General features: G+C 71.0%; 20 protein-coding genes. 9 read left to right on the top strand and 11 right to left on the bottom strand.

Features of this window, described 5'->3' with window-relative positions:
- The first annotated feature begins 60 nt into the window (after nucleotides 1-60).
- A complete protein-coding gene (locus RH864_RS11040) occupies nucleotides 61-1023 on the top strand; it encodes a glycosyltransferase domain-containing protein (RefSeq protein ID WP_310517604.1) in 963 nt (320 codons plus the stop codon).
- Here RH864_RS11040 and RH864_RS11045 read toward each other — a convergent pair.
- From RH864_RS11045 to RH864_RS11060, 4 genes are read right to left on the bottom strand one after another with little or no spacing between them, the layout of a single operon-like run.
- Nucleotides 983-2587, bottom strand: a complete 1605-nt coding sequence (locus RH864_RS11045) for a DUF2142 domain-containing protein (RefSeq protein WP_310517605.1) — start codon at nucleotides 2585-2587, stop codon at nucleotides 983-985. The genes RH864_RS11040 and RH864_RS11045 overlap by 41 nt on opposite strands.
- Nucleotides 2584-3483 (bottom strand): glycosyltransferase family 2 protein, encoded by a 900-nt coding sequence (locus RH864_RS11050; RefSeq protein ID WP_310517606.1) that lies wholly within the window; start codon nucleotides 3481-3483, stop codon nucleotides 2584-2586. Before RH864_RS11050 ends, RH864_RS11045 begins: the two co-directional genes overlap by 4 nt.
- Nucleotide 3484: 1 nt before the next feature.
- Nucleotides 3485-4696, bottom strand: coding sequence for an ABC transporter ATP-binding protein (locus tag RH864_RS11055; protein ID WP_310517607.1), 1212 nt, complete (start codon nucleotides 4694-4696; stop codon nucleotides 3485-3487).
- Between the two features lie 4 nt (nucleotides 4697-4700).
- Nucleotides 4701-5609 (bottom strand): ABC transporter permease, encoded by a 909-nt coding sequence (locus tag RH864_RS11060; protein ID WP_310517608.1) that lies wholly within the window; start codon nucleotides 5607-5609, stop codon nucleotides 4701-4703.
- 112 nt (nucleotides 5610-5721) lie between these two features.
- Between RH864_RS11060 and RH864_RS11065 the strand changes: the two genes are divergently transcribed.
- The 4 genes from RH864_RS11065 to RH864_RS11080 all read left to right on the top strand — a co-directional run bounded on the left by RH864_RS11065 (nucleotide 5722) and on the right by RH864_RS11080 (nucleotide 12694).
- Nucleotides 5722-8613 (top strand): rhamnosyltransferase WsaF family glycosyltransferase, encoded by a 2892-nt coding sequence (locus RH864_RS11065; RefSeq protein ID WP_310517609.1) that lies wholly within the window; start codon nucleotides 5722-5724, stop codon nucleotides 8611-8613.
- A gap of 200 nt (nucleotides 8614-8813) precedes the next feature.
- The gene (locus tag RH864_RS11070; protein ID WP_310517610.1) at nucleotides 8814-10928 is read left to right on the top strand and encodes a hypothetical protein; all 2115 of its coding nucleotides are present in this window, start codon (nucleotides 8814-8816) and stop codon (nucleotides 10926-10928) included.
- 99 nt (nucleotides 10929-11027) lie between these two features.
- Nucleotides 11028-11690: a class I SAM-dependent methyltransferase gene (locus RH864_RS11075; protein ID WP_310517611.1), complete on the top strand. Its 663-nt coding sequence runs from the start codon at nucleotides 11028-11030 to the stop codon at nucleotides 11688-11690.
- The gene (locus RH864_RS11080) at nucleotides 11687-12694 is read left to right on the top strand and encodes a glycosyltransferase family 2 protein (protein WP_310517612.1); all 1008 of its coding nucleotides are present in this window, start codon (nucleotides 11687-11689) and stop codon (nucleotides 12692-12694) included. The genes RH864_RS11075 and RH864_RS11080 overlap by 4 nt, the downstream gene beginning before the upstream one ends.
- On the opposite strand, the gene RH864_RS11085 is transcribed toward RH864_RS11080, so the two are convergent.
- The gene (locus RH864_RS11085) at nucleotides 12679-14292 is read right to left on the bottom strand and encodes a DUF2142 domain-containing protein (protein WP_310517613.1); all 1614 of its coding nucleotides are present in this window, start codon (nucleotides 14290-14292) and stop codon (nucleotides 12679-12681) included. The two genes, RH864_RS11080 and RH864_RS11085, sit on opposite strands and share 16 nt — an antisense overlap.
- 119 nt (nucleotides 14293-14411) lie before the next feature.
- On the opposite strand from RH864_RS11085, the gene RH864_RS11090 reads away from it, so the two are divergent.
- Both RH864_RS11090 and RH864_RS11095 read left to right on the top strand, forming a co-directional pair.
- Nucleotides 14412-16265, top strand: a complete 1854-nt coding sequence (locus tag RH864_RS11090) for a hypothetical protein (protein WP_310517614.1) — start codon at nucleotides 14412-14414, stop codon at nucleotides 16263-16265.
- Nucleotides 16266-16473: 208 nt separating this feature from the next.
- Nucleotides 16474-17613, top strand: coding sequence for an RHS repeat-associated core domain-containing protein (locus tag RH864_RS11095; protein ID WP_310517651.1), 1140 nt, complete (start codon nucleotides 16474-16476; stop codon nucleotides 17611-17613).
- A gap of 47 nt (nucleotides 17614-17660) precedes the next feature.
- Here RH864_RS11095 and RH864_RS11100 read toward each other — a convergent pair whose 3' ends face one another.
- The 3 genes from RH864_RS11100 to RH864_RS11110 are packed head-to-tail and all read right to left on the bottom strand — an operon-like array spanning nucleotide 17661 to nucleotide 19769.
- On the bottom strand, nucleotides 17661-18062 hold the full coding sequence (locus RH864_RS11100) for a DUF2304 domain-containing protein (RefSeq protein WP_310517615.1): 402 nt from the start codon (nucleotides 18060-18062) through the stop codon (nucleotides 17661-17663).
- The gene (locus tag RH864_RS11105) at nucleotides 18059-18811 is read right to left on the bottom strand and encodes a glycosyltransferase family 2 protein (RefSeq protein WP_310517616.1); all 753 of its coding nucleotides are present in this window, start codon (nucleotides 18809-18811) and stop codon (nucleotides 18059-18061) included. Before RH864_RS11105 ends, RH864_RS11100 begins: the two co-directional genes overlap by 4 nt.
- 34 nt (nucleotides 18812-18845) lie before the next feature.
- Nucleotides 18846-19769, bottom strand: coding sequence for a glycosyltransferase family 2 protein (locus RH864_RS11110; RefSeq protein WP_310517617.1), 924 nt, complete (start codon nucleotides 19767-19769; stop codon nucleotides 18846-18848).
- 57 nt (nucleotides 19770-19826) lie between these two features.
- Between RH864_RS11110 and RH864_RS11115 the strand changes: the two genes are divergently transcribed.
- Nucleotides 19827-21128, top strand: a complete 1302-nt coding sequence (locus tag RH864_RS11115) for a lipopolysaccharide biosynthesis protein (RefSeq protein WP_310517618.1) — start codon at nucleotides 19827-19829, stop codon at nucleotides 21126-21128.
- Between the two features lie 69 nt (nucleotides 21129-21197).
- Here the strand turns inward: RH864_RS11115 and RH864_RS11120 are convergent, their stop codons facing one another.
- The 3 genes from RH864_RS11120 to RH864_RS11130 are packed head-to-tail and all read right to left on the bottom strand — an operon-like array spanning nucleotide 21198 to nucleotide 25085.
- Entirely contained in the window at nucleotides 21198-22514 is a 1317-nt protein-coding gene (locus tag RH864_RS11120; protein ID WP_310517619.1) for an O-antigen ligase family protein, read from the bottom strand.
- Nucleotides 22511-23884: an O-antigen ligase family protein gene (locus RH864_RS11125; RefSeq protein WP_310517620.1), complete on the bottom strand. Its 1374-nt coding sequence runs from the start codon at nucleotides 23882-23884 to the stop codon at nucleotides 22511-22513. Before RH864_RS11125 ends, RH864_RS11120 begins: the two co-directional genes overlap by 4 nt.
- A 22-nt stretch (nucleotides 23885-23906) precedes the next feature.
- A complete protein-coding gene (locus RH864_RS11130) occupies nucleotides 23907-25085 on the bottom strand; it encodes an acyl-CoA dehydrogenase family protein (RefSeq protein WP_310517621.1) in 1179 nt (392 codons plus the stop codon).
- A 104-nt stretch (nucleotides 25086-25189) separates the two neighbouring features.
- On the opposite strand from RH864_RS11130, the gene manA reads away from it, so the two are divergent.
- A complete protein-coding gene (gene manA / locus RH864_RS11135) occupies nucleotides 25190-26419 on the top strand; it encodes a mannose-6-phosphate isomerase, class I (protein ID WP_310517622.1) in 1230 nt (409 codons plus the stop codon).
- Nucleotides 26420-26427: the final 8 nt, after the last annotated feature.

Here is a 26427-nt window from a genome sequence, read left to right on the forward strand (position 1 = left end):
CGCGGTGCCCCATCCCGGAGCGGCTCCGCTGATAGCGTCGTATGGATCGAGAGGAGACCGATGAGCCAGCCCCCACGCCGTGCGGTCTACACAGCCATCTTCGGTGGATACGAGCAGCTCCACGAGCAGCCCATGGCCGCGGGCGACGACGCCCTGCCGTTCATCTGCTTCACCGACGATCCCGAGCTGACGAGCGAGACCTGGGAGGTCCGGGTCATCCCGCCCCGCTTCCGCAAGGACCTGATCCGGAGCGCTCGTCACGTCAAGATCGAGGGTCACCCCGACCTCTCCGCGTTCGACGAGACGCTCTGGATCGACAACACCGTGCATCTCCACGTCGACCCCAACGAGATCCTCGACGCCTGGCTCGACGGATTCGACCTCGGGCTCCCGAAGCACAGCTATCGCCGATCGGTCATCGCCGAGTTCGACGCCATCGCCGAGGTCGGCTACGACGATCCCGACCGGGTCTACGAGCAGCTCCTGCACTACCTCGCGACCGAGGACGCGGTGGTCGACGAGCCGCCGCTCTGGACCGCACTGCTGGCACGGCGGCACACCGACGCGGTCGCGTCGGCCATGCGGCTGTGGATGGACCACGTGCTGCGCTACTCGCGCCGCGATCAGCTGTCGATCAACTACGTGCTGCGCGAGAGCGGGCTCGAGGCGCGACGGGTCGACCTGAACAACTTCAACTCCGCGCTGCACAAGTGGCCGGTCGAGGTCGACCGCAAATGGGGCCGCTCGGACAGCCGGTTCCAAGACGCGCTGCGCGCGCCGCGCGTCGCCGTCGGACATCTGCAGAACGAGAACGACGAGCTCCAGCGGGAGATCGAGAAGCGCGAGGCCGAGATCGCGAGGCGCGAGGCCGAGATCGCGGCACGCGAGGCCGACCTCGCGGGTGCCGAGGGCCGCGCGGAACTCGCGCAGACGGAGCTGGCCAACGTGCAGGCGAGCGCGTCCTGGCGCCTCACCGCCGGGCTCAGAGGGATTCGCGCTCGACTCCGCCGCCGGGCCGGCTGACCCCGGCGGCGCGTGTCGTGTCGGCGCGTGTCGTGTCGGCGCGTCGCGTGTCTGCGGGTACGCGCGCGGAAGCCGTGACCGACGCGAATGCGAGCAGGGCGACGCCCGCGGACGCGATCACGAAACACGCGATGGCCGGGATGGGCGGCGTCCACTCCGGGTTCGCGAACGCCTGCCACCACGGCCGATCGGTGCCGACCGCGACTCGACCGAACACGATGATCTGCCCCGCGACGATCGCGGCGGCGCTGAGCACCGCGAACACGGTCGTCCAGATGCGCGCCTGACGGACGAGGGTGCCCGATCTGATGGCCAGTCCCGCGGCGATGAGCAGCGGCGGCAGCAGCGCGAGGACATAGCGGCCCTGCCAGATGTAGCCGTGCTCGAACGCGCTGACGCCCTGCACGAACGCGGGAGCCAGCAGGATCGACAGCGCGAGGAAGGCGGTCGTGATCCTCGCCCGGCCGCGCCCCTGCACGAGCGCCGAGGCGATGATCGCGAGCGTCCCGGCCGCCAGGGCGAGCACGAGGGCGTCCGGGGGCCGCAGGGTCAGGAACTGCCCGAACAGGTCGCGGCCGTACTCCATGGTGCGGATCAGCATGGTCGTGAACGCCGTCGTGAAGTCGTCGCCTACGCCGGGGTACGGCGCGGTGGGGGTGAGCGGCGCGACGATGACGACCCACGCGATCGCCCCGGCCGAGAGCACGGCGCCCACCGCCAGGGCCGCCCAGGTCCAGGCCGACCGGACCAGCACGGACCATCGTGCGCGATCGGGGAGCAGCAGCGCGGCGATGATGATGAGCAGCGCCCAGAGCGGGGTGATCGCGCGCGCGCTCAGCACCATGAGGGCGCTGACGAGGATCACCCCCGCACGCAGCGGCATCGCCCGCCGGCTCGGCTGCAGGACGAGCAGCGTGAGCCACGCGAAGAGCGCGGCGGCGGCCGTGATCTCGACCGAGTTGGGGTTCACGATCGACACCAGGTAGCCCACCATCGGCGTGAGGCCGACGAAGAGCCCGAGCGCGGCCGCGCTGCGGCGCCGCAGCTGCGCGATCGCCCCGAACGCGAGACCGATGAACGCCGAGTTGAGGAGCGCGCTGACCACGCGCATGGCGAGGACGGCGCCATCGCCGCTCATGAGCAGCGACGGCCATCCGACCGCGGCGTAATAGACGGGGTTGTAGCGGCCGGCGCCCGTCGCCGCCAACGTGGTCGGCTCGGTCGCCTCGCTCAGTCCCGGGGCGCACGCGGCCGACAGGCTCGGATCGAGCAGGTAGCAGATCTGCGCCCAGAGCTGCCCGCCGCCCGGCGACACCGGTGCGACCGGGAATCCGCGTGAGTCGAGCCCATCGAGCACGAGGTGCCCATGCACGACGGTCTCCGCCCGGATCAGATGCGAGGCCTCATCGGGGCCCGACACCGGCGGAGCGAGCAGCGCCCAGGAGATGGAGACGAGCGCCATCCCCGCGAAGCCGAGCAGCGCCGCGTACCACCAGGGACGTGCCGGGCGTGCCGGGCGTGCCGGGCGCGGCCGGCGTGCCGGGCGTGCCGCGCGGCCGGTCATCGTGGTCGTGGCCTCGTGCGGCTGGCGCCGTCGGGGGAGAGCTCACCGGGGCGGCGCGCGAGCAGCCGCAGCCGGAGCGCGAGCCCCACCCGGAGCAGGCCGCGCACCGGCGCGTAGACCGGCCCGTGGTACCGCTTCTCGAGGAATCGCATCGTGCTGCGATGGTGCGCCTCGAGCATGCGACGACCGTGCTTGGAGGTCGAGTGGGCGCCGACGTGGGTGACCACGGCCGCGGGCTCATAGACGTTCGTGAACCCTGCCACGCCGAGGCGATACCCGAGGTCCACGTCCTCGAAGTACATGAAGAACCCGTCGTCGAAGCCGCCGATGCGCTCGAACGCCTCACGACGGACGGCAAGGCACGACCCCGAGAGCCACCCCGCCGTGCGAGGCACGGTCGGGTCGACCGCCCCCGCCTGATACGCCTTCGACCACGGGTTGGACGGCCAGATCGAGCCGAACAGGGCGTGCCCCACCCCGTGCACGAGCGACGGGACCGCCCGGGCCGACGGGTAGGTCGTCCCGTCGGGTCGCAGCACGCGGGGGCCCACGGCCCCGGTGTCGTCGTGGGCGACGAGCGCCTCGAGCATCCGGTCGATGGCACCGGGGGAGAACTCGACGTCGGGGTTGCTGATCACGATCCAGCGCACGGTGGACGGCAACGCTTCGACCGCCGCATTGATGGCGCCGCCATAGCCCGGATTGTGCGCCACCGGCAGGTAGCCGGCGCCGTGCGCCTCGGCGACCCGGCGCACCGCATCGCCACGCTCGGGCGCATTGTCGGCGACGACGCACACGAAGTCGGCGTTCGTCGCCCGGCCGAGGGTCTCGAACCACGCCGGGAGCACGTCCTCCGAGGCGTAGCTCACGGTGATGACTGCGAGATCGGGATCCATGTCAGCGCGCGGAGAGCGCCTCGAATGCGACGTCGGACATGGCGGGACCCCAGACGGGACTCGTGCTGACGACCCGGAACTCGGCCTCGCGCGAGGCGCGTGCGATCTCCTGGCGCTTGCTGCCCATGACGGCGATGGTCACACCGTAGTCGCCCGGGCCGAGCGCGGTGTTCGACAGCCTGAAGCGCACGGTCTGCGCGCCGTCCAGCGGCCCGACCGGGTCGGTCTTCAGGCTTCCGGTCGTGGTGCCGAGGATGAGCTGACCGAGCGGGTTGTCGATGTGCAGCCCGACGGCCCAGGCGTCGACCGGGGTGGTGGCCGAGACATCCGCCTCGATGACGACGTCCGCGCCGGGCGCGAACGTCTGCTGCGGTGCGCCGTCGGCATCGAGGACGCGCACCGCGGTCACCTCGGCCTTCTCGGCCGCCGTCTCCGGCACCTTCTTCGCCTCCGGGACGGTCGCGAACCCCGACCGCAGGATCGACACGGCGTCCTCGGGGTCGCCGTCGAACACGACGTGACCCTTCGCGAGGACGACCGCGCGCGTGCAGAGATCGGTGATCTGGCTGAGGGTGTGCGTCACGAGGATGATCGTGCGACCCTCCTCCTGGAAGTCACGGATCTTCGCCAGGCACTTCTTCTGGAACGCCTCGTCGCCGACCGCGAGCACCTCGTCGACGAGCAGGATGTCCGGGTTCACGTTGATCGCGACGGCGAAGGCGAGTCGCACGTACATGCCGCTCGAGTAGAACTTCACCTGCGTGTCGATGAACTCGCCGATGCCGGAGAACTCGACGATGTCGTCGAAGTGCTCATCCGTCTCTTCGCGCGAGAGGCCCAGGATCGACGCGTTGAGGTAGACGTTCTCGCGCCCGGTCAGATCGGGGTGGAACCCCGCGCCGAGCTCGAGCAGCGCGGCGAGCTGGCCGCGGCGGAGCACCCGTCCCGTGGTCGGCCGGATGATCCCGCCGATCGTCTTCAGGAGCGTGGACTTGCCGGAACCGTTCGGTCCGATCAGGCCGATCGTGGAGCCGGCTTCGATCTCGAGATCGATGTTCTGCAGCGCCCAGAAGTCCTCGCGGTGACGCGCACCACGATTGAAGTTCGTGAGGCGTTCCTTGATGCTCTTGTCCTTGCGGATCACGAACCGCTTGGAGACGTTCTCGACGCGGACGATCGGGACGGCGGAGGTGGAGGTGGAGGTGACGGTCATCGGATCAGAGCTCCTGCGCGAAGTTGCCCTCGAGGCGCGCGAACACCCGCTGGGCGATGAACACGAACACGAGACCGATGAGCGCCGCGATGCCCATGTGCTCGGCCAGCGCGGCCGACGAGATGCCGATGTCGGCCTCGGACCAGAACGTGACATGGAACCCGAGTACCGCGAGCGTGATCGGGTTGTTGATGAAGATGTGCATCGCCCAGCCCGGCAGCACGGCCGTGACCTGCGCGATCGAGTACACGATGGGGGAGGCCCACATGAGCAGGAGCAGCACGACCTCGACGAGGTACTGGATGTCTCGGAGGTAGACGTTCGCCGCCGAGAGGATGAGGGCGAAGGCGGCGCCGTAGATGAGGATGAGCACCGTCGACCCGAGCGCGTACAGCAAGGACAGATCGAAGCGCATCGTGCCGATCACGAGGGCGGCGGCCAGCAGGATCGCGACCTGGATGGCGAAGTTGAAGAGCGCCGAGCCGATCGACGCGAGCGGGAAGATCTCGCGCGGCAGGTACACCTTCTTCACGAGGCCCGTGTTGGCGAGGATCGAGCTCGTGCCCGTGGCGACGATCTCGCTGAAGAGCGTGTAGATCGTGAGTCCGGCGAAGACGTAGACCGCGAAGTTCTCGATCGACCGTGCGGCGCCGAGGAACTGGCCGACGACCACGTAGTAGATGAGCAGCTGCGTGAGCGGGCGGGCGAGGCTCCAGAGGAACCCGAGCGCGCTGTCCTTGTAGCGGGCCTTGAGCTCGCGTCGGGTGAGCATGCCGAGCAGCTCACGACGCGACCAGATGTCGGCGAACGAGCGGAGCGACCCCGAGAACGTGCCGGTCGGTGCGCCCGCATCCTGCCACGCGAGGCCGGCGAGCCGCTCACGACGCTGTCGCATCGCGGCGGAATCTGACATGGAGAATCCTCCAGAAAAGTGGAAAACTGAGGGTCGGCGCTGATGCGCCTGTCGAGGATACCGCACGCCTCCCGAGAGCTTGCCGCGATGGCCGCTGGGCTAGACTCACCGGGTGAGATCCGTCAAGTCGGTCCTGGGGCAGGCAGCCCGACGACTCCTTCCAGCCGGTTCCCCGCCCCGCCGAGTGATCTCGGCAAGTCGGCACGGTCTGCGTGTCGGCAGGCAGGAGTTCGCCGCGCTGCTCGAGCGCAACGCCCCGAAGCCCGAGCGCGTGGGCCTCGACACCTACAGCCAGTGGCGGGCGAGCCAGAACGACCGCACCGTGGCCGAGGTCGACCTCGAGACCTCGTTCGCCGTCGTCGTGGAGACCTCACCGACCGACGCACCCGGGGCGCTCGCCGCCACGCGGCGGTCGCTGCTCGCGCAGTCCGGGCGGGCGCCGAAGATCCTCGAGATCGGGTCGGGCTGCGACCTCGCCGAAGCCCTCGCCCCGGTCAAGACCGACCTCACGCTCTTCCTGCGCGCGGGCGACCTGCTCGCGCCGACCGCCTTGCAAGAGATCGCACACGAGCACCGGGTCGACCCGGCACTCGACGTCATCGGCTTCGACTCCGACCTGGCGGGCCGCAACGGGCCGACCGATCCGCTCTTCCGGCCCGAGTGGTCGCCCGAGACGCTGCTCGGGGCCAACTACCTGGGGCGCGCGTTCGCGGTGCGCACGTCGCTCGCGCGTCGCGTGGGCGGTCACCTCGACGATCGCGGCATCTGGCGGATGCTCCTGTCCGCCGAGCTCTCGGCGCGCACCGTCGGCCGGCTGCCCCACGTGCTGCTGACCGAGGTCGCGAGGCCTGCCGGAGCATCCCATCTCGACGCCGACATGGTCCGCGAGGTCCTCGCGGCGCGCGGCGAGCCCGCCGAGGTGAGCGTCGAGCGCGGCGTCGTCCGGGTCCGCTTCCAGCGCGAGACCTGGCCCACGGTCTCGATCGTGATCCCGACCCGGCACGGCCGGGCGAACCTCTCGCGGCTGCTGCCCTCGCTCGCGCGCACCGACTACCCGGCGTTCGACGTCACCGTCATCGACAACGGGGGCCAGTCCGACGAGCGCGACGCGTGGTACGCCGACAGCGATGAGGGGCTCGCTCTCAAGGTCATTTGGTGGACCGAGGAACCGTTCAACTACAACCGGGTGAACAACACCGCCGCGCGGGCGAGCACGGGCGAGATCCTGGTCATGCTCAACGACGACACCGAGATCGTCGACCCCGCGTGGTTGCGCGAGATGGTCGGTCTGCTCCTGCGCGACGGGGTCGGCACGGTCGGCCTCCAGCTGCGCCAGGGCGAGGGCCTCATCCAGCACGGCGGCGTCATGCTCGGACCGGGCGGCTTCGCCGACAACCTGTTCACCGGCCTGCCGCCGCACTCGGAGACCCTGATCGGGCCGACCGACTGGTACCGCAACTCCCTCGCCGTGACCGGCGCGTGCGTCGCGATCCGCCGGTCGGACTTCGAGGACGTCGGCGGGCTCGACGAGCGCTTCATCCTCACCGGGAGCGATGTCGTGCTCGGGCTCGACCAGATCCTGCGCGGCCGGCGCAACGCGGTCATCCCCTTCGATCTCGTGCGCCACTACGAGTCGATCACCCGAGGCACCTCCGTCCCGCCCGAGGACTTCTACGCGAGCTACTGGAGGTATCACCCCTGGCTCGCGGCGGGCGACCCGTACGTCTCGCCCAACGTCTCACGACTCACCGCCGTCCCGCGGTTCCGCAGCCCGCGGGACGAGGACCCGGTGAAGCTCGCACTCGAGGTGCTCGGGCGTTCGTTCATGAAGGTCAAGCAGGGCTCGTCGATCTCCGAGGAGGCGACGGGGCTGGTCCACCAGGCCTCGGTCTCGCGCGCGGCCGTCGAGCAGGTGCACGCGGCGCACGCCGCCGTCGACGGGTTCGCCGAGGTGCAGACCATCAACTGGTTCATTCCCGACATCGACATGCCGTTCTTCGGCGGGCTGAACACCGCGTTCCGCATCGCCGAGAAGCTCGCCGTCGAACACGGCGTGCGCAACCGGTTCGTGTTCCTCGCGGCGCCGAACGAGCTCTTCTTCCGTTCGGCGCTCGTGGCCGCGTTCCCGGGGCTCGACGACGTCGACATCCACTTCTACAACGGCACCGATGAGAGCATCGCCACGCTGCCACCGGCCGACGCCGCGGTCGCGACGCTCTGGCTGACGGCCGACCACGTCGCCAAGGCGCCGGGAGTCCGGCGCAAGTTCTACCTGATGCAGGACTACGAGCCCGGCTTCTACCCGGCGAGCACGCTCTACGCGATGGCCGAGGAGACCTATCGTCTCGGGCTCTACGCGATCTGCAACACCAAGAGCATGTACGACATCTACACCGGTCACTACGGCGGGAAGGCGATGTATTTCTCGCCCGCGGTCGACCGGTCGATCTACCACGCCGAGGGTCGCCGCACGAAGTCCGAGGACGAGCCGGTCACGATCTTCGCGTACGCGCGAGACCACTTCCGCAACTGCTGGGAGCTCGCGTACGCCGCGCTCCGCGAGATCAAGCGGATCCACGGCGACGGCGTCCGGATCGTCGCGGCCGGCGCGCGGTACCTCCCGCAGACCGCCGACTTCATCGACCTCGGGCTGCTCGACTACCGGGCCACCGGGGCCGTGTACCGCGAGACCGACATCGGCCTCACGCTGCAGATCTCGCGTCATCCGTCGTATCTGCCGCTCGAGCTCATGGCCTGCGGGGTCCCGATGGTCGCCCCCGACAGCACCTGGTTCGAATGGCTGTTCCGCGACGGCGAGAACTCGAAGCTCGCGATGCGCACCTACGAGGACATCGTCGAGCAGCTCGATACGCTCGTGCGCGACCAGGCGCTGCGCAAGCGGCTCGCGGCCGGTGCGCTGGAGACGATCGACACCGGGCACTCGAGCTGGGACACGGCGCTCAGCGAGGTGTACGGCTACCTCTGCGATCCCGAGGCCCGCTGAGCCGCGGGGCCGCCGAGTCCGCGGCCCGTTGAGTCTGGGCTCCGCCGAACCCGGCGGAGCGCCGCGCCAGCCGGCCCGACGACACGCGACGGCCGGGAAACCTCCCGGCGGGAGTTCTCCGCTACGTTGGTGACGCGCGCATCTCGTTCGGCTGCGCACCACATCGAGGGGACGGGCCCAGGCCCGGTCGGGGTAGATCTATGCAACGCACGCGCTCGTCACGCCACCCGCGCTCGTCGCGGCATCCGCGCTCGTCGCGCCATGTGGCCGCGCTGGTCATCGGCGTGCTGCTCGCGAGCGTGCTCGCGGTGCTCGCCCCTGTCGCCTCGCCGGACGCCGAGCCCGCGCAGGCGTTGAGCGGTGCCGACTTCGATCCCGGGCAGATCATCAGCGACGCGGAGTTCTACAACGGCTCGGCGATGTCCGAGGCCGAGATCCAGCGATTCCTCGAGAACGCCGTCGGCGGTCGATGCGACAACAGCAACTGCCTCGCGGCCTACCGGGCCGACACCCCGACCCGCACCTGGTCGTTCGGGACGTGCTCCACCTACCACGGCGGCGCGGCCGAATCCGCCGCGCGGATCATCTTCAAGGTCCAGCAGGCGTGCGGCCTCAGCGCCCGGGTGATCCTGGTCACGCTCCAGAAGGAGCAGAGCCTCGTCTCGAACCGTGCGCCGTCCGACGGCGTCATGCGGAAGGCCATGGGGTACGGATGCCCCGACACCTCGGCGTGCGACTCGACCTACTACGGCTTCTTCAACCAGATTTTCGCGGCCGGGCGCCAGCTGACCTGGTACACCAACCCGGCGGGCTCGTTCACGTCGATCAAGGTCGGACAGGTCAACCAGATCCGGTACCACCCGAACGCGGCGTGCGGCACGAAGGGCGTGCACATCAAGAACCGCGCGACCGCGGCGCTCTACTACTACACGCCCTACACGCCGAACGCCGCCGCGCTCGCGAACATCGGCGGCACGGGCGACAGCTGCAGCGCGTACGGCAACCGCAACTTCTGGGTGTTCTACAACACCTGGTTCCCGGGAAGCGCCCTTCCGCCGAACGATCCGTTCGGCAACTTCGAGCTCGCCAGCACGACGATCAACTCCGCGACGTTCCACGGATGGGCGATCGACCCGAACACCAAGGATCCGATCGACGTCCACCTTTACCTCAGTGGCGGATGGGGCGGTGCGTTCCGCGCGGACAAGGCGCGCGCCGACGTCGGCAGCGTGCACCCGCAGTTCGGTCCGAACCACGGCTTCTCGTTCACCGTCCCCATCAGGCAGGGCACGTTCGAGGCCTGCATCTTCGCGTACAACGTCGGTGCCGGCGGAAACAAGCTGCTCGGCTGCAAGACCATCTCGACCCCGCAGGGTCCGCCGATCGGCAACTTCGAGGCCGCCACGCTCGTCGACCGCACGGCGACGGTGACCGGCTGGGCGCTCGACCCCGACACTCCGGCGTCGATCGAGATCCACGCCTACGTGAACGGCGGCTGGGGCGGCTCGTACCGGGCCGACCTCGCACGCGCCGACGTCGGGCGCGCGTACCCCGGATACGGGAACGCGCACGGATTCCGCATGAACATCGGCGTGCCCGTCGGCACCAGCGAGATCTGTCTGTTCGGCATCAACCAGGGCGGCGGCCAGAACAAGCTGATCGGCTGTCGCACCGTCTCGAACGCCACGGGGGCGCCGTTCGGCAACATCGAATCCGTGACCGCGTCCGGCTCGACCGCGCGCGTGAGCGGCTGGACGATCGACCCGGACACGCCGGACCCGATCGAGGTGCACGCCTACGTGAACGGCGGCTGGGGCGGCCGGTACGTGGCGAACGCGAACCGGCCCGACGTCGGGGCCGCGTACCCGGGCTACGGTGCGAATCACGGCCTCGCGATCAACGTGCCGATCCCCGCCGGAACGAGCCAGGTGTGTCTCTACGCCATCGACGTCCGCGGCAGCGCCAATCCGTTGCTCGCGTGCCGCTCTGTGACGCGCGCCAGCGGCGCACCGTTCGGCAGCCTCGACACCGCGGTGGGCGCACCCGGGACGATCAACATCTCGGGCTGGACGATCGACCCCGACACGACCAACCCGATCGAGATCCACGTCTACATCGACGGCGGCTGGGGCGGTGCCTACCTGGCCGACCGCTCGCGCCCGGACGTCGCGCGCGTCCACCCCGCGTACGGCGACCGGCACGGCTACAGCGTGCCGCTCAGGACATCGCCCGGAACCCATGAGGTCTGCGTGTTCGCGATCAATGTCGGGCCGGGTGAGAACAAGCTGATCAGGTGCGCGACGGCGACCTCGTAGTCGTCGGCGGGCATCGGTCGTCCCGGCTCCTGCGGTCCCGTGGGAGCCGGGGGCGCCCGCGCCGACGGTGGGGCGTCGGCGGGCTACTGTGGTGAGGTGATGAGCAAACCCGAACCCGCCGGAGCATCGGACGAGTCGCCGACCGCGAAGCGGGCGTACGCCGATCGGCTGGCCACGCTCGAGCGACGCGGGATCCGGCGCTTGATCGACGTGCAGGCGCCGTATCGATGGAACCTGCGCCGGTTCCGGCTGGGCCGCGTGCTCGACGTCGGCTGCGGACTCGGCCGCAACCTGGTGAGTCTGGACGCCGGATCGGTCGGCGTCGACCACAATGCCGAGTCGATCCGCATCGCCCGCGAACGCGGCCTCACCGCGTACACCTCCGACGAGTTCTTCTCGGGTGGGGTGGCCGAGCCGAAGAGTTTCGACACCCTGCTCTTCGCGCATGTGCTCGAGCACCTCCCCGATGCGGATGGTCTCGATCTCGTCCGTGCCTATCTGCCGTTCCTGAAGGACGGCGGGCGGCTCTGCTTCATCACGCCGCAACCGCGCGGGTACCGATCCGATGCCACGCATGTGACGTACATCGATCTGGACGGGCTCCGTGTCCGCGCCCGCCGGCTCGGCGCGGAGGTCGAGCGTGCGCTGTCGTTCCCGCTGCCGCGCGTCTTCGGTCAGGTCTTCACGTACAACGAGTTCGTGGTCGTCGCCCGATGGCCAGGTGAGACCGGTGCCGCCGATACTGTGACGGGCGCGGCGTGAGCGAACCGGCGACGGGGCAGGTCGCGACCTCGCACGGATCGGTCTCGGTGGCGCTCTGCACGTTCAACGGTGCGCGCTACATCGCCGCCCAGCTCGAGAGCATCTTCGCGCAGGGCGACGTCGTCAGCGAGCTCGTGGTCGCCGACGACGGGTCGACCGACGACACGCTCGATCGGGTGCGCGAGGCCGTGGAGCGTGCGGGCTGGTCCGATCGAGTCCGGGTGCTCACCGGGGGCGGCCACGGCGTGACCGCGAACTTCGAACGCGCCGTGCGCGCGTGCCGCGGCGAGTTCATCGCGCTGTCCGACCAGGACGACGAGTGGCTTCCCGGGCGGCTCACGGCTCAGCTCGATCGGCTCGCGGCATCGGCCGGAGCCGAGTTGCTGTTCGCGGACGCCGAGCTCGTCGATGCCGGTGGGTCGCCGCTCGGGGCCACGCTGTTCCAACACCTCGAGGTCGGGGCGCCCGAGCTCTACGAGATCGCGGGTGCGGGCGCGTTCGGGGCGCTGCTCCGCAGGAACATCGTCACGGGCGCGACCGTCGTCTTCCGCAGGTCGCTCCTCGAGCGCGCCCTGCCGTTTCCGTCCGAGTGGGTGCACGACGAATGGCTGGCGATCGTCGCGGCCGCCACCGGCTCGGTCGTGCCCCTTGACCGGCCCGTGACGGCGTACCGTCAGCACGGGGCCAACCAGATCGGCGTCGCCGCGCCGACGCTCTGCCGGAAAGTCCGCCGCGTGCTCCAGCCGCGCGGCGCGCGCAACCGCGATCTCGCGACGCGATCGGCCGTGCTCGCCGACCGGCTCGAGCAGCTCGGGGTGTCCGCATCCAGGCTCGACGCGGCGCGCGCGAAATCGGCATTCGAACGGTTCAGAGCCGACCTGCCGACGGCTCGGCCGCCGCGAATCGTGCCGGTGCTCGCGCGGGCGGCCTCGGGCGACTACGCCCGATACGCCAGCCAGGGCACGATGGACATCGTGCGCGACCTGGTTCAGCCCGCGGACTGAACCGCCTCGTCCTGAGGCCGGTCCTCCGGAAGCGGACGCGCCGCGAGCGGACGCCGGGTCGTCGCCCACCACGCGGTGAACGCGATCGCGAAGATCAGCACGACGTAGGCGACGATGAGCGTGAGGTTGCCGCCCGGCGCCGACCATTCCGGCGACCGGATCAGCTGCCCCCAGCTGCCGTCGGCGCCGATCGCGCTGCGCTTGAGGGCCGTCGGCAGGCAGTAGGCCTGGCTGAGCGCCCACGCCAGCCACACGGCGCCGAAGAGGCGTCGCTCCGACCCGGACGTCTGCTGGCCGAAGGAGGACTCGGCCAGGCGATCGCCGACCACGACGGCGATGCCGACCACGGCGATCCCGAACAGGGGCAGCGTGTACCGCCCCTGCCAGATGAAGCCGCCCGCGGTGACGTAGGCAGCCTGGAAGATGGGCGGAAACAGCAGCAGGGCGAGCGTGAGCAGGCCGCCGAACACGAGCCGGCGCCCGCGCAGCACGGCGATGCCGGCGAGCACGATCGCCCCGGTGAGCGTGGCCCAGACGAAGTAGACGGGATCGGGCGCGGGCGTGTCGAGCCAGCCGAACGAGCCCACCATCTGCATGCCGTAGCCGAAGGTGCTGAGGAGCATGACCACGAAGCCGGTCAGTGGGCTCGAGCCGGTGCCCGGGTACGGCGGGATCTCCCAGTCTGCGTCGATCGCGCCGGTCAGCGAGCTCGAACCGACGGTCCAGAGCCCGGCGAGCGCGGCCGCGACCACGACGGCGATGATCGTGACCCAGACCACGCGTCGCGCGAGCAGCTCTTTGAGGCGCGCCCACGGCACGAGCACGAGCGGAAGCGCGAGGGCGAGTGCGATCCAGACCGGTGAGAGGCCGCGCATCTGGGCGCCGACGGCGGCGGAGACCGCAGCGATCGCGAGCGCGCCGCCGATCGGTGCATCCGACCTTCGGCGGACGACGGCGAGCATCGCCATGAAGGCGGCGATCGTCGCGGTGACCTCGACCGCGTTGGGATTCACCGCACCGCTGAGGAACGCCAGGGTCGGCGTGAACGCGACGCCGATCGCCGCGACGGTCAGGCTGCGCCGGCCGAGTTCGAACGCGAAGCGCACCGCGAATCCCAGGAAGAGTGCGGTGAACAACGCGTTCATGATCCGCATCGCGTAGATGCCGGTGGCGTCGTCGAAGACGAGACTCGGCCAGCCGACGACGAGATAGTACAGCGGGTTGTAGAGCCCGGCGGTCGTGCCCGCGTCGACGAGCTCGGCCGGTGAGGCGGGTGCGTCCTCGTAGCAGTCGGCGGACGCGTTGATGTCGAACACGAGACACGCGACCTCGTGGGTGTCGGCGATGTACCGCGGGACCTGGACGACGTGCCCGATCTCGGCGGGTTCGCCGACGAACTGCCCTCGGGCGACCGAAGCCGCCTTGACGAGGTGCGCAGGTTCGTCGGGCGAGCCGCCCAGCGGGGTCGCGAGCGCCCAGATGATGCCGACGAGGGACGCGAGCGCCCAGCTGATCAGGAATACCCGGGACGAGCGTCGCCGGTCGGCCTGCCGCGCCACCACCGGTTCGTCGATGGCGATGGGGGATGCTGAGGACATCGTGTGCAGGGAATCCTCTCGGCGTTCGAAACGAGCGGTTCAACTGTAGCGGGTGGCCCGGCGGCGGGGTCTCAGCGACGGCCCGCTATGATGCGATTCGCGACGGAACGGAGGAATGGATGTCATCCGAGCGCGCCCGCACCCGGAGCGACGCCATCGTCCCCTTCGTCCTCACCGCTGGTCTCGCCGCTGGCGTCGTGGCGATCGGCGCCGGCTGGAGCCCCGCCCTGCTCGCGGTCTCCGCGATCGCCGCACTGACGTTCGCCTTCGCCCAGCGCTTCTCGTGGGCGCTCGGACTCGCGGGTGCGCTGCTCACGCTGCTCGGGCTGCACACGCTGATCTCGCGGCTCGCGCCCATGCTCGGCGTCGACTTCGGAGCGGCGACGACCGCGGGCGTCGCGCTGGCGGGCGTCGGGGGCGTCGTCACGGTCGTCGTCACCCTGGTCAGGGGCGAGCTCCGTTCGCCCGCCCGGGACTCCATCCCGACGCTGCTCGCCGCGCTGGGGCTGCCCGCGATCACACTCGGCTACTGGCTGGCGGCGCTGCGGTGGGGCTCCGAGATGCGGGTGGGCTGGATGCTCGCGAACGACGCGGTCTGGAACACGATGGCCGCGCAGTTCATCGTCGCGGACGGCGGCATCGACCCCGCGGCGCATCCGAACCCGGCGCCGTCGACTGCGGCGCTCGCGGCCGTCTGGATGCTGCCCGGTCGCGACACGGCCGAACAGGTGCTCAGGCATGACGTGACGCGCGAGGCGCAGCTGGTCCTGCTCGTCACGCTCGCCGTCGCGGTCCTCGCGGGGCTGGTGGCGGCGCGCGCGGTTCCGACGCGGCACGCCGTGCTCCGGGCCGTGGCGGGCACCGCGGCGAGCGGGTTCGTGCTCGGCTGGTACGTGCTCGGCTTCACGGCCGAGCTCGGCTTCCTCAACGCGCCCATCGCCCTGCTCGTCCTGCTCGCCGCGTGGGTGTGCTGGTCCGATGTGGTGCGCTCGCCGATGTTCTCGGGCGCGGGGCTCCTCGTCGCGGCCACGCTCCTGCTCGCGACCTGGGCTCCGCTCGTCGTCGTGCCGCTCGCGCTCGGGGTCGCGGGCCTCGCGGCCGCCCGGCGCGCCCTGATCCCGCGACGCGGATCATGGGCGCTGGTGGGCGTGGCGGCCGCAGCGTTCGTCGTGTACGTCGTCTTCGTGACGCTCGCCGATCTGCGTTCCACCGGCGGCGCACTCGCGGCCGACGGTGCCGCGCCCCCGGTCGAACCACGCGACGTGACCGCGCTCGCCGGCGTGGTGCTCGCGACGACGCTGCTCATCCTCCTGCGCACGCCGCCTCCCGGCCTCAGGCACCAGGCGATCGGCGCGCTCGTCGTGCTCGTCGCCGCAGCCTTCGGCGGCGGCTACCTGGTCCTGCAGCGGTTGGGCCAGGGGCTCGGCTGGTGGGGCTACTACCCGGCGAAGTTCGCGTGGCTCGTGTGCGTCCTGCTCTTCGTGGTGCTGGGCGGCATGCTCATGGCCGCCGCGGCGCGTGCGACGTCGGCGCGGCGTGTGGCGCTCGGCGCCGTCGCCGCGGTCGCGGTCATCGCCGTGGTCGCGTCCGGCTCGCTGCCGATGGGCGGCGTGCGCCGGGTGCCGGCCGCGGTCGCCATCGCCACCGACGACCGGTTCGACGCGAGTGCCGTGGTCGCCGAGCGGCTCTTCGTCCTCGCGGACGCCGAGCCGACGATCGCGGCGCGCATCAGCGCGGACCGCACCGAGGACGCGTTCCTGAACTCGTGGCTGCTGCAGGCCCACTCGCAGCACAGCGACGACCCCATCCGCACGTTCGCCTACTGGCTCGACACCGACGACGCCGCCTCGCTGTGCGAGGCGATCGTGACCTGGGGTGGGGGAGTTCGCATCGTCACGGTCGATCCGGCCCTGAACGACGAGCTCGGCGCGGCGTGTCCCGACGCGGGCTTCGAGGTCGTCGTCTCCCCCTGAGCGTTCTGGGTCGAGGCTTCGGCCGAATCCGGTCGTCGACCGGCGCGGGCACGACACCGCGGCAGCCGGATCCGGGACCGCGAGCTATCTGGTCGGCACCAACCGACAGGCTCGCAGCGTCCGCCCGCACGGCGGCGACGTGAGCGTCGCGTATTACGGAACCGACCGGCACGGCAACATCACCGACCTCACCGATCAGACCGGCGCAGTGACCACGTCGTACCGCTACACCGACTACGGGATGGTGAACGTGACCGGCGACGACCAACGCATTCCGACGCCGGCCGGAATCGGCGAGCTCGAATACAACCCGTTCCAGTACTCCGGGGAGTACACCTACCGCGACGGCACCCAAGCCCTGGGCCCCCGCACCTTCGATCCCGTCCAGGCCAGGTTCCTCGAGAAAGACGATGCACCCCTCGCGAACCTGTACGCCTACGTCAGCCTCAACCCCATCACCAAGGTCGACCCCAGCGGCCGCTGGGAGCGGTCGGACACGGCGAACTCCTTCCTGACGACCGTGGGATACCTGGTCGCCCTCGGTGGCGCTGCACTCATGATCACGACGCCAGGCGTGCTGTTCACCGCCTTCGGCGCGATCGGGTTCGGGGTCGCCCTCGGCGACATGGTGGTGACCGGCGTGCAGGTCGTACAGGGGCTGTCGAGGGTGGAGTTCACCGACGACGAAGCCCTCACGGCCGCGTCGCACGCGTTCTTCGGGGCCAGCCTTCTCGTGGGCGTCGGCGGCGTCGTCGGAGCGTTGGCGAAACGCGGAGTCGGCAAGGCCGCGAAGACCTGCATGGAGCTCATGGACCTCGCATGCCTGGGCGGCAACGCAGACGAGGCGGTAGGCATCCTGAAAGCCGCCAGGAGTTCGACACCTCCCAAGCTCACGAGCGCTTCCGAGGTGACCGCCGACGGCCTGCTCGAGAATCTGAGGGTGATGAACGGCTGGAACGAATCTCTGAAGAACGCGAAGTTCGAAACGCTTCCGCTGATCGTCACCGACCTTCGCAGCGAATCACTGACCACCGGCGTCGAGTCAGCGATGCGGGCGCTCCAGAAAGCCCAGACCGAGGCGGCAGGCGCGATGCAGCGGGTCTTCCAGTTCGATACAGCGCAGGGGGCGAACGACTTCCTCACGAAGTCGATAGGAAGGCTTCGTGCGTTCGTCGAGACCGGTGTCGAGGAGCTCGGCCACGTACGGCAGCGCGTCACATCGCAACGCTGGTCCGACGCGGATGCAGCGGACGAGGCAGGCACGCAGCTCACGGCGTTTCAAGAGGAACTCGAGCTCATGCTCAAGGGGCCCCGAGACTCGTTCCCGGATCTCCTCGTGGAGTTCTAGCGCGGATGAGACCGGGCACGACGAGCGTCGCGCCCTCGCCCGCCCCGCTACGGCGCGGTGCTGTCGTCGCGCGCGGGTGCGTCGCCCACGCCCGGCCGCGGCGGCGACCCGAGCGACGTCAGGCGCTCGTCGAGCATCGCGACGTCTTCGGCGAGGGTGCGGATCTGGGTCTCGTGCCGGGTCAGCTCCGAGCTCAGCTGGATGCACACGAGCACGAGCATCGCGATGCTGACGAAGAAGATGAGGTTGACCGGCTCGCTCACGCCGATGAGTCGCGCCGCCCAGTCGAGCAGTCCCGGGAACAGGCCGACCACGAGGGCGACGAGGCCGCCGCCGAGCCACCACACCGCGTGCCGCTCGCGCAGGCGACGGTGCCGCAGCATCTGCACGACGACGGTCAGGGTGAGGACCGCGGCGATGATGCCGAAGATGTACGCGGTGGTGCTCATGCTGCGGTCTCCTGAGGCTCGAACGCGGGCGGCCTCGTCAGGGCGAAGCCGAGGGCGAGCACGGCACGGCCGAGGTAGACCGCCGACTTCCACGGATTCTGCGACGGGACGCCGCCGGCTCGTTTGCGCATGGTGACCGGCACCTGACGCACGACCCGGCCCGATCGCGCGGCGATGACGAGCGCCTCGATGGTGTCGCCGAGGTACTCGGCCGGGTAGTGACGCGCGAACAGGGCGATGGTGCGCCGGTTGATGGCCTTCAGACCCGAGGTCGTGTCGGTCAGTTTCGTCTTCGCCGTCCGGCTGAGCACGGCGGCGAGCATGCGCATCGCCCACTTGCGCGGCCCGCGCACCTCGTAGTCGCCCTTGCCGGCGAACCTGGCGCCGATCACGAGGTCCGCCCCGCCGCCGCCGTCCGCGCCGCTCAGCGCGGCGAGCAGCTCGGGCACGCTGGCCGGGTCGTGCTGGCCGTCGGCGTCGATCTGCACCGCGGCGTCGTACCCGTTGCGGACGGCGTACCGGAAGCCGAGCCGCATGGCCCCGCCGACGCCGAGGTTGAACGGCAGGTCGAGCACGATGGCGCCGGCGTTGCGTGCGCGCTCCGAGGTCGCATCGGCCGAGCCGTCGTTGACGACCAGGACGTCCACGTCGGGCAACGTCCGGGTGACTTCGGCGATGACGGCCGGAATGGCGGCTTCCTCGTTGAACGCGGGCATGATGATGAGCGTTCGTGCGGGAAGGGCGGACATGCTCACGATTCTATGCTCCGAGTCTCGTGGGCCCTCAGCGGCCGAGTCCATGGCGGACGAGGGCGCGGGTGCCCGCGCCATCCCGGGCGAGGAGTGCGCGCGGCAGGACCGACAGGGCGTTCAGCCGGGACGTGGCCCGGTTCGCGGCGGCGCGTGCGGCGCGCGTCCAGCCGCGGCGCCGCATGCCGGCCGCGGCCTCGGAGAGGTAGCGTCGTTCCTCCTCGAAGCGCGAGCCCTCGGCCGCACGCCACGACGAGACGCTCGCGGCGTGCCTCCGGTACTGGAACGCCGGCACGTCGTCGAGCACCATGCTGCCGCCCGACTCCACGATCTCGATCTGCAGCGCGAGGTCGAGCACGACCTCGTAGTCGGGCCGGAAGTCGAAGCGCTTGAGCGCGTCCGTGCGCCACGCGATCGATGGGAAGTAGGTCCAGTTCGCGCGCAGCAGGCTCGCCGCGAGCGCCTCGCCCGCGAGCTCGCGGGGGAAGCCGTCGAGCCGGGGGCGCAGCGCGGCCTTCACCCGGTCCGCGAGCGGCCGCGTCACGCGGCCGCTCGCGTCGATGACCTCGACGCCGGGCTGCAGGTACGACGCCTGGGGGTGGGCATCGGCGAGCTCGCGGATGCGCCGGACGAAGCCGGGCAGCAGCACGTCGTCGCAGCCCACGATGACGGTGTAGGGCGCCTCGGCGATCCGGACCGCCTCGCGGAAGCTGCCGTTGACGCCGCGGTTCTCGGGGCTGCGCACCGCGACCACGCGCGGGTCGTCCAGGCTCGCCGCCCAGGCGCCCGGCGCCGGATCGGGATAGGCGTCGTCGATGATCGTGAGCCGCCATCCGCCGGCGTCCTGTGCGAGCACGCTCTCGACGGCCAGACGGAACTGGGCTGGGTCGCCCCAGAACGGCATGACGAGGTCGAGGAAGATCGGCTCGCCGTCGCGGGGCGCGGCGGAATCGGTCACGTGGTGCTCCAGGGGGATCGCCGTCGGGGCGTCGGCCGACGCGTAAGCTGTCCGACAGTGTATCAACCGAAGGGACGGCCGACCGTGGTCGTGGGGCAACCGGAACCGGCCGCGGAGGCACGGCAGTCCGTGCTGTGGATGCTCGGCGGCACGATCGTCACGGGGCTCGCCGGCTACCTCGTGATGTGGCTCACCGCGCGGACGATCGGGGCCGCGGAGTACGCCGTCTTCGGCGTCTTCTGGTCGGCCCTGTTCCTCGTGGTCGGCGTGCTGTTCGGTCTCCAGCAGGAGGCGACGCGGGTCGTGGTCGCCGGCAAGCCCGTGACCGAGCGCGGGCCGCGCAGCTCGCTCTGGGTCTTCGCGGCCGGCGCGGGCGCCCTCGTGCTGGTCGTGCTCCTCGCGACCGCGCTCGCCTGGGCGCCGCCGTCACTCGGCGAGCACGCGGTGCTCGCCGTCCAGGTCGCGATCGGCTCGGGCCTGAGCGCGATCGTCGCGGTCGCGAGCGGCGTGCTTGCGGGTCGCCAGCGCTGGCGGGTGCTCGGCCTCGTGATCGCCGCCGACGGGCTGCTGCGGCTCGCGTGCGTCGGCATCGTCCTCGTCACGCTCGCCGATCCCGCCCCGCTCGCCTGGGCGGTCGTCGCCCCGTACGTGCTCGTGGTCGGCGGGCTCTTCCTGATCGGCGGGCGCCGGTTCGTGCGGATGGGGCGGGTGGGGCTCTCGTATCGACGGCTCACCGCGAACTCGGCGCAGACGGTCGTCGCCGCATCCGCGACAGCCGTGCTCATCAACGGCTTCCCGCTCGTGCTCTCGCTCATCGCGCGCGATCTCGACGCGGCCCTGCTCGGCGCCCTGATCTTCGCGATCACGCTCACCAGGGCCCCCCTGCTCGTGCCTCTGATGGCGCTGCAGAGCTATCTCGTCACGGCGTTCACGCTCCGGCGCGGCGAGGAGCGACGACTCCTCGTCACGTGGCTCGGCATCGTCGTCGCGGGTGCGGTCGTGATCGCCGCGATCGTGTGGCTCGCGGGGGAGTGGGCGCTCGACGTGTTCGTGGGGCCCGACTTCGCGCTCCCCGCCGCGCTGCTCGCGACGCTCGTGCTCGCGGCCGGCTGCATCGGCGCGCTGTGCGTGTCGGGGCCGGCGCTGCTCGCCCGGGGGCTGCACACGGGCTACGCGATCGGCTGGGTGATCGCCTCGGTCGCGACCGTCGTGATCCTCCTCGTGCCCGGCCCGATCCTCGTGATGATCCCCGTCGCGCTCGCCGCGGGGCCGATCATCGGGGTCGCGATCCATCTCGTCCTGCTCGGCCGGGTCCGCGTGGCCGATCGCCGCGTGCGCGCGTCGATCCCCGCGGGCTGACCGGCGGGCGCGCCAGCCCGGTGCGCGGCCGCGCCGGCCGCCGACTGCGCTGCCCCGGCCCGGCCCGGCTCAGCCGAGCCGTTCGGACGACGGCGCGGACGGTGCCGGGCGGGAGAGCGCGTCGCGCCAGCTCATGTCCCGAGCGGCCTTGACGGCGCAGACGACGAGCAGCATCCATCCGCCGTCGACGAGCACGAAACTCTCGGTGACGCTGGTGACCGCGATCACGACGAGCATGAGCGCCGGCCACAGGTACACGGGGCTGCGTCGTGACGACGCGAGCAGCCAGGCGCGGACGAGGGCCACGCCGATGAGGCCGGCGAACAGCACCAGCCCGATCACCCCGACCTGGAAGTAGGCGTCGATGAACGCGCTCAGGGCCGAGGCGTGCTCGCGCCCGGTCATCTGCTCGATCCAGGTGTAGGGCGGCAGGTCGCTCGGCCATTCGCCGACGAACCCCCAGCCCTGCAGCGGGTTCGAGGCCAGGTACCTGGACGCCTCGCGCCACACCTCGAGCCGCACGTCGAACTCGGCGCGCGCATCGATCAGCTCGATGATCCGGATGCGCAGCAACCAGGCGGTCACGAGCGCGACGACCCCGGCCGCGAGCAGCGCGATCTGCCAGCGCCATCGGGTCGTCGGGTCAGCGCGCCGCAGCCCGTACAGCGCGGCCAGTGCGACGAGCGCCGCGACGAGCGCCACCCACGTCGTCGGGGATCCCGCGAGGATCAGGCAGAGTCCTGCGAGCGTCATCGACCCCGCGGCCTTTCCGCGCTGCGAGATCTTGATGCGCCACTCGATGATGAAGGTCAGCAGTGCGATGAGCGCCACGAAGCCGAGCATGTTGCGGGTGCCGAAGATGCCCTGGATCGGACCGAGCGTGGCGAGGTCGCCGTTGATGCCGAGGAACTCGATGGGCAGGTCGAGCAGGATGCCCGAGAGCACCTCGAGCCCGAGCGACACGCCGAGCAGCACGCGCATGACGTCGCCGAAGGCGCGGACGATCTGGATGGTGTCGCGCATGAGCGCGATGTAGACGCCGAGCACGGCGAACGCGATGAGGTACGCGACCCGGCCCGCGCTCAGCCAGGTGGTGTTGCTCCAGATCACGGAGGCCGCGCACCAGGCGACGAACACGAGGATCGTGAGCGGCAGGATGCCGTACCACTCGACCGCGGGCCACCGTGCGACGAGCGAGAACCCCGCGAGCACGATGAGCCCGACGAGGGCGGCGAGCAGGCCCGGCCAGCCCACGAGCGCGACGATCGCCTCGGTCGAGAACGCGAGTCCGATCGCGATGAGCGCGAGCGCCTGCGCGAAGCGCGCCTGTCCGACCGCCTCGCGGACGGCGTGCCACGCGCCGGGAGCCGGCCGGTCGGCGGTCATCGCGCGGACGCCGTGCCGGAGGTCGGGCGCCGGTCGAAGCGCGCCCGGGCGGGTTCGACCGGAAGCGGCTCGGGCGCCCACTGGCGCTGTTTCGTCGCCCACGCGATCGCGAGGAGCAGGACGAGGTTGCCTTCGAGGAGGAGCCGGCTCTCGGCGAGACTCTGCCCGATCAGGGCGATCATGAGCGCGAGCGGCACGAGCGACGCCGCGGTGTGGGGACGCAGCCGGCCCGAGGCATCCATGGGCCGGTCGACCGCGAGGAACCAGGACCGCCAGAGCGCACCGATGACCACCGAGGCGAACGCGACCAGGCCGAGGATGCCGAGCTGCAGCCACACGTCGAGCCAGGCGTTGTGGGCCTGCAGGTAGATGACGCCGTGGCGCGAGTACAGCGAGTTCAGGGGCTCGGTCCACGGCTGCCAGTACCCGAGCCAGCCCCAGCCGAACAACGGCCGCTGCGCGGCCAGCTCGGTCACTCCCGCCCAGATCTCGAAGCGCCCGGTCACGTCTTCGCTGCGGCCGAGCAGCGAGGTCAGCTGGCTCCACCACACGACGAGGGCGGTCACGGATGCCACGAGCGCGAGGCCGGCCGTGAGATAGACGGGTCGACGGCGATCCGGGCCGGCGCGCCGCGCCCAGGCCACGAACGCGACCCCGATCACGACGAGCGCGGCCACGAGCGTCACGGTCGCCGACCGGGTGAGGACGAGCGTCACCCCGGCGACCACGAGCCAGCCGATGCCCTGCGCACGGCGCATGGCGCCCGAGGCGAGCAGCGCACCGAAGACGATCACGCCGATCAGCGCGATCATGCCCAGCAGATTACGGTTGGCGACGATGCCCTCGATCGGTCCGCCGTCGAAGAGCAGCGCGCGCGACCAGAAGAAGGCCAGCGGGACGCGTTCGTAGTCGCTCGGGTCGTAGTCGGGGAAGAGCGGCGGCACGGGCTGCCGCACGAAGATCGCGATCACGAGCTCGAACACCAGCGAGAGCCCGAGCACCCACTTCACGGCCCCGGCGATCGCGGTCACGAGGCGCGACCAGCTCAGGCAGAGCGCGAGCGTGATCGCGACGAACGCCGTGATGAGCAGGATCGCCACGCCGAGCGCCGACGATGCGGGGTAGGCCGACCAGGCGACCGACAGCGTCGCGATGGCGAGGAAGGCGAGCGTCGACTTCGGCACCCGGCGCCAGGCCCACGATGGGCGCGTCGCCACGATGAGCCAGATCGCGCCGGCGACCACGACGGCGACGACCGCGCCGAAGCCCCACCAGCCGAGCAGGTTGCGCCAGAACTGGCCCGCGAGCACCGTGAACACCGCGAACGTCGCGTAGGCGCCGACGAGCGCGGAGCGACGTCCCGAGGTCATGCGGACAAGGCTATCGCCGCCGTCACACGAATGCGGCCTCACCGGTGATCGCGCGGCCCACGATGAGCGTGTTCATCTCGCGCGTGCCCTCGTAGGAATACAGCGCCTCGGCGTCGGCGAAGAACCGTGCCACGCCGTGCTCGAGCACGATGCCGTTGCCGCCGCACGCCTCACGCGCCCACGCGACCGTCTCACGCATGCGAGCCGTGGCATACGCCTTGGCGAGGGCGGAGTGCTCGTCGCGCTGCTCGCCGCGATCCTGCAGCTCGGAGACGCGGACCACCATGCCGAGCGAGGCCGTGATGTTGCCGAGGCAGCGCACCAGGTGGTCCTGGATGAGCTGGTGCGCGGCGATGGGCTTGCCGAACTGCACGCGCTCTTTGGTGTACGCGAGTGCCGACTCGTACGCGCCGATCGCGGTGCCGACGGCCGACCACGCCACCTCCGCGCGTGTCGCACGCAGCACCGCCGCGGTGTCGCGGAACGACGACGCACGCTGCAGCCGCAGCGACTCGGGCACCCGGACGTCGGTCAGCACGATGTCGGCGTTCTGCACGGGGCGGAGGCTGATCTTGCCCTCGATCTTCGTCGCCGCATAGCCGGGGGTGCCGGTCGGCACGATGAATCCCTTCACCTGACCGTCGGCCTCGTCCTTCGCCCAGATGATGGTGACGTCCGAGAACGTCGCGTTGCCGATCCAGCGCTTCTCGCCGTTCAGCACCCACTCGTCGCCCTCGCGGCGGGCGGTCGTGCGCAGCCCGCGCGCCGAGTCCGAGCCGGAGTCGGGCTCGGTGAGTCCGAATGCGCCCAGCACCTCGCCGGAGGCGAGCCTCGGAATCCACTCGGCCCGTTGCTCGGCCGACCCGGCGACGGCGATCGAGCCCGCGGCGAGCCCGTTCTGCACGCCGACGAACGTCCCGACCGAGGCATCCACCCTCGCGAGCTCGAGCGCGACGAAGCCGCGGAAGACGGCGCTGTTCTCGAACGGCCTGGTCTCCTCCCAGGCGTACGAGAGCACGTCGAGCTGCGCGAGCGGGGCGATCAGCTGCATGGGGAACTCGGCACGTTCCCAGTAGTCGCCGATGATCGGCCGGACGTCGGTCTCGAGCCAGCCCCTGAGGCGGGCGAGCGCGTCGCGTTCGCGGTCGGTGAGTACGTCGGCATAGGAGAGGAAGTCGCCGGCGAGCGGGGCGAAGGTCATGGCAGCTCCAGTCGGTGGGGATGGGCCGAGCCTAGGGCCACGCACCCCGGGGGCGGCAACGCCGTTGGTAGCTTGGGACAACGCCCCCGAAAGGACGCTCCTGCATGTTTGTCGCCATCCGCAACACCCCGCGCGATTACGCGTGGGGATCGTCCGAGCACATCGCGGCATTCCGCGGCACGCGGCCGTCCGGCGGGCCGGAGGCCGAGCTGTGGCTCGGGGCGCACGCGGGCTCGCCCGCGAGGATCGACGATCCGGCCGCGACCGGCGGCGCACGCGACCTCGCCGAGTGGATCGCCGCCGAGCCCGAGCGGGCGCTCGGCCCCGACCTCGCGGCGCAGGGCGCGCGGCTGCCGTTCCTGCTGAAGCTGCTGGCCGCCGGCGGCCCGCTTTCCCTCCAGGCGCATCCGACGCCCGAGCAAGCGCGTGCCGGGTTCGCGCGCGAGGAGGCCGACGGCGTGCCCATCGACGCCTACGACCGCAACTACAAGGACACCTTCCACAAGCCCGAGCTCATCGTCGCGCTGAGCGAGACGTTCGACGCGTTGTCCGGCTTCCGGCCGGTCGAGGAGGTCCGTGGCGTGCTCGCGACCCTGCGCGAGGCCGACGCGGCCGACGCGCAGCCCGAGCCGGGTGCCCTCGACCTGCTCGAGTCGCATCTCGCGGACGGCCTCGCGGGCACCGTCGACTGGCTGCTCCGCGACGGCCGCGGCGGTGACACCGGCGAGGCGGCCTGGGTCGTCGAGCGCGTGGTCCGGCTCGCGGTGAGCGACGTCGCGCGGGCCTCCGGGTTCGCGCTCTCGTTCGACACCGTCGCCGCGCTCGCCGAGGCCTATCCCGGTGACCCGGGGATCGTGATCTCGCTCCTGCTGAACCGCGTGCGGTTGGTCCGCGGGGAAGCGCTCTACCTCCGGGCGGGCAACATCCACGCGTATCTCGACGGGCTCGGCATCGAGCTCATGGCGTCGAGCGACAACGTGCTACGTGGCGGCCTCACGCCCAAGCACATCGACGTCGGCGAGCTCCTCGAGGTGCTCGACGTGTCACCGATGCCGCCGCCCCGGCTCGCGCCCGAGGTCGCGAGCGACGGGGTGCTCACGTTCCGGCCGGACGTCCCCGACTTCGTGCTGCACCGGGCCGAGCCCGGGGCGGATGTCTCGCGCGTCACGCTCGGCGGACCAGCCATCGTGCTCGCCGAGCGCGACGAGGTGCGGCTCGCCGGTGCGCTGGGGGAAACCGCAGTGCCTCGCGGGGCGGCCGTCTACGTCACGCCCGACGAGGGCGCGCTCTCGGTCAGCGGTCCCGGCATCGCGTGGGTCGCCACGACGGGCTGACCCCCTGA

The sequence above is a fragment of the Agromyces aerolatus genome (assembly GCF_031432255.1).
Lineage (GTDB): Bacteria > Actinomycetota > Actinomycetes > Actinomycetales > Microbacteriaceae > Agromyces.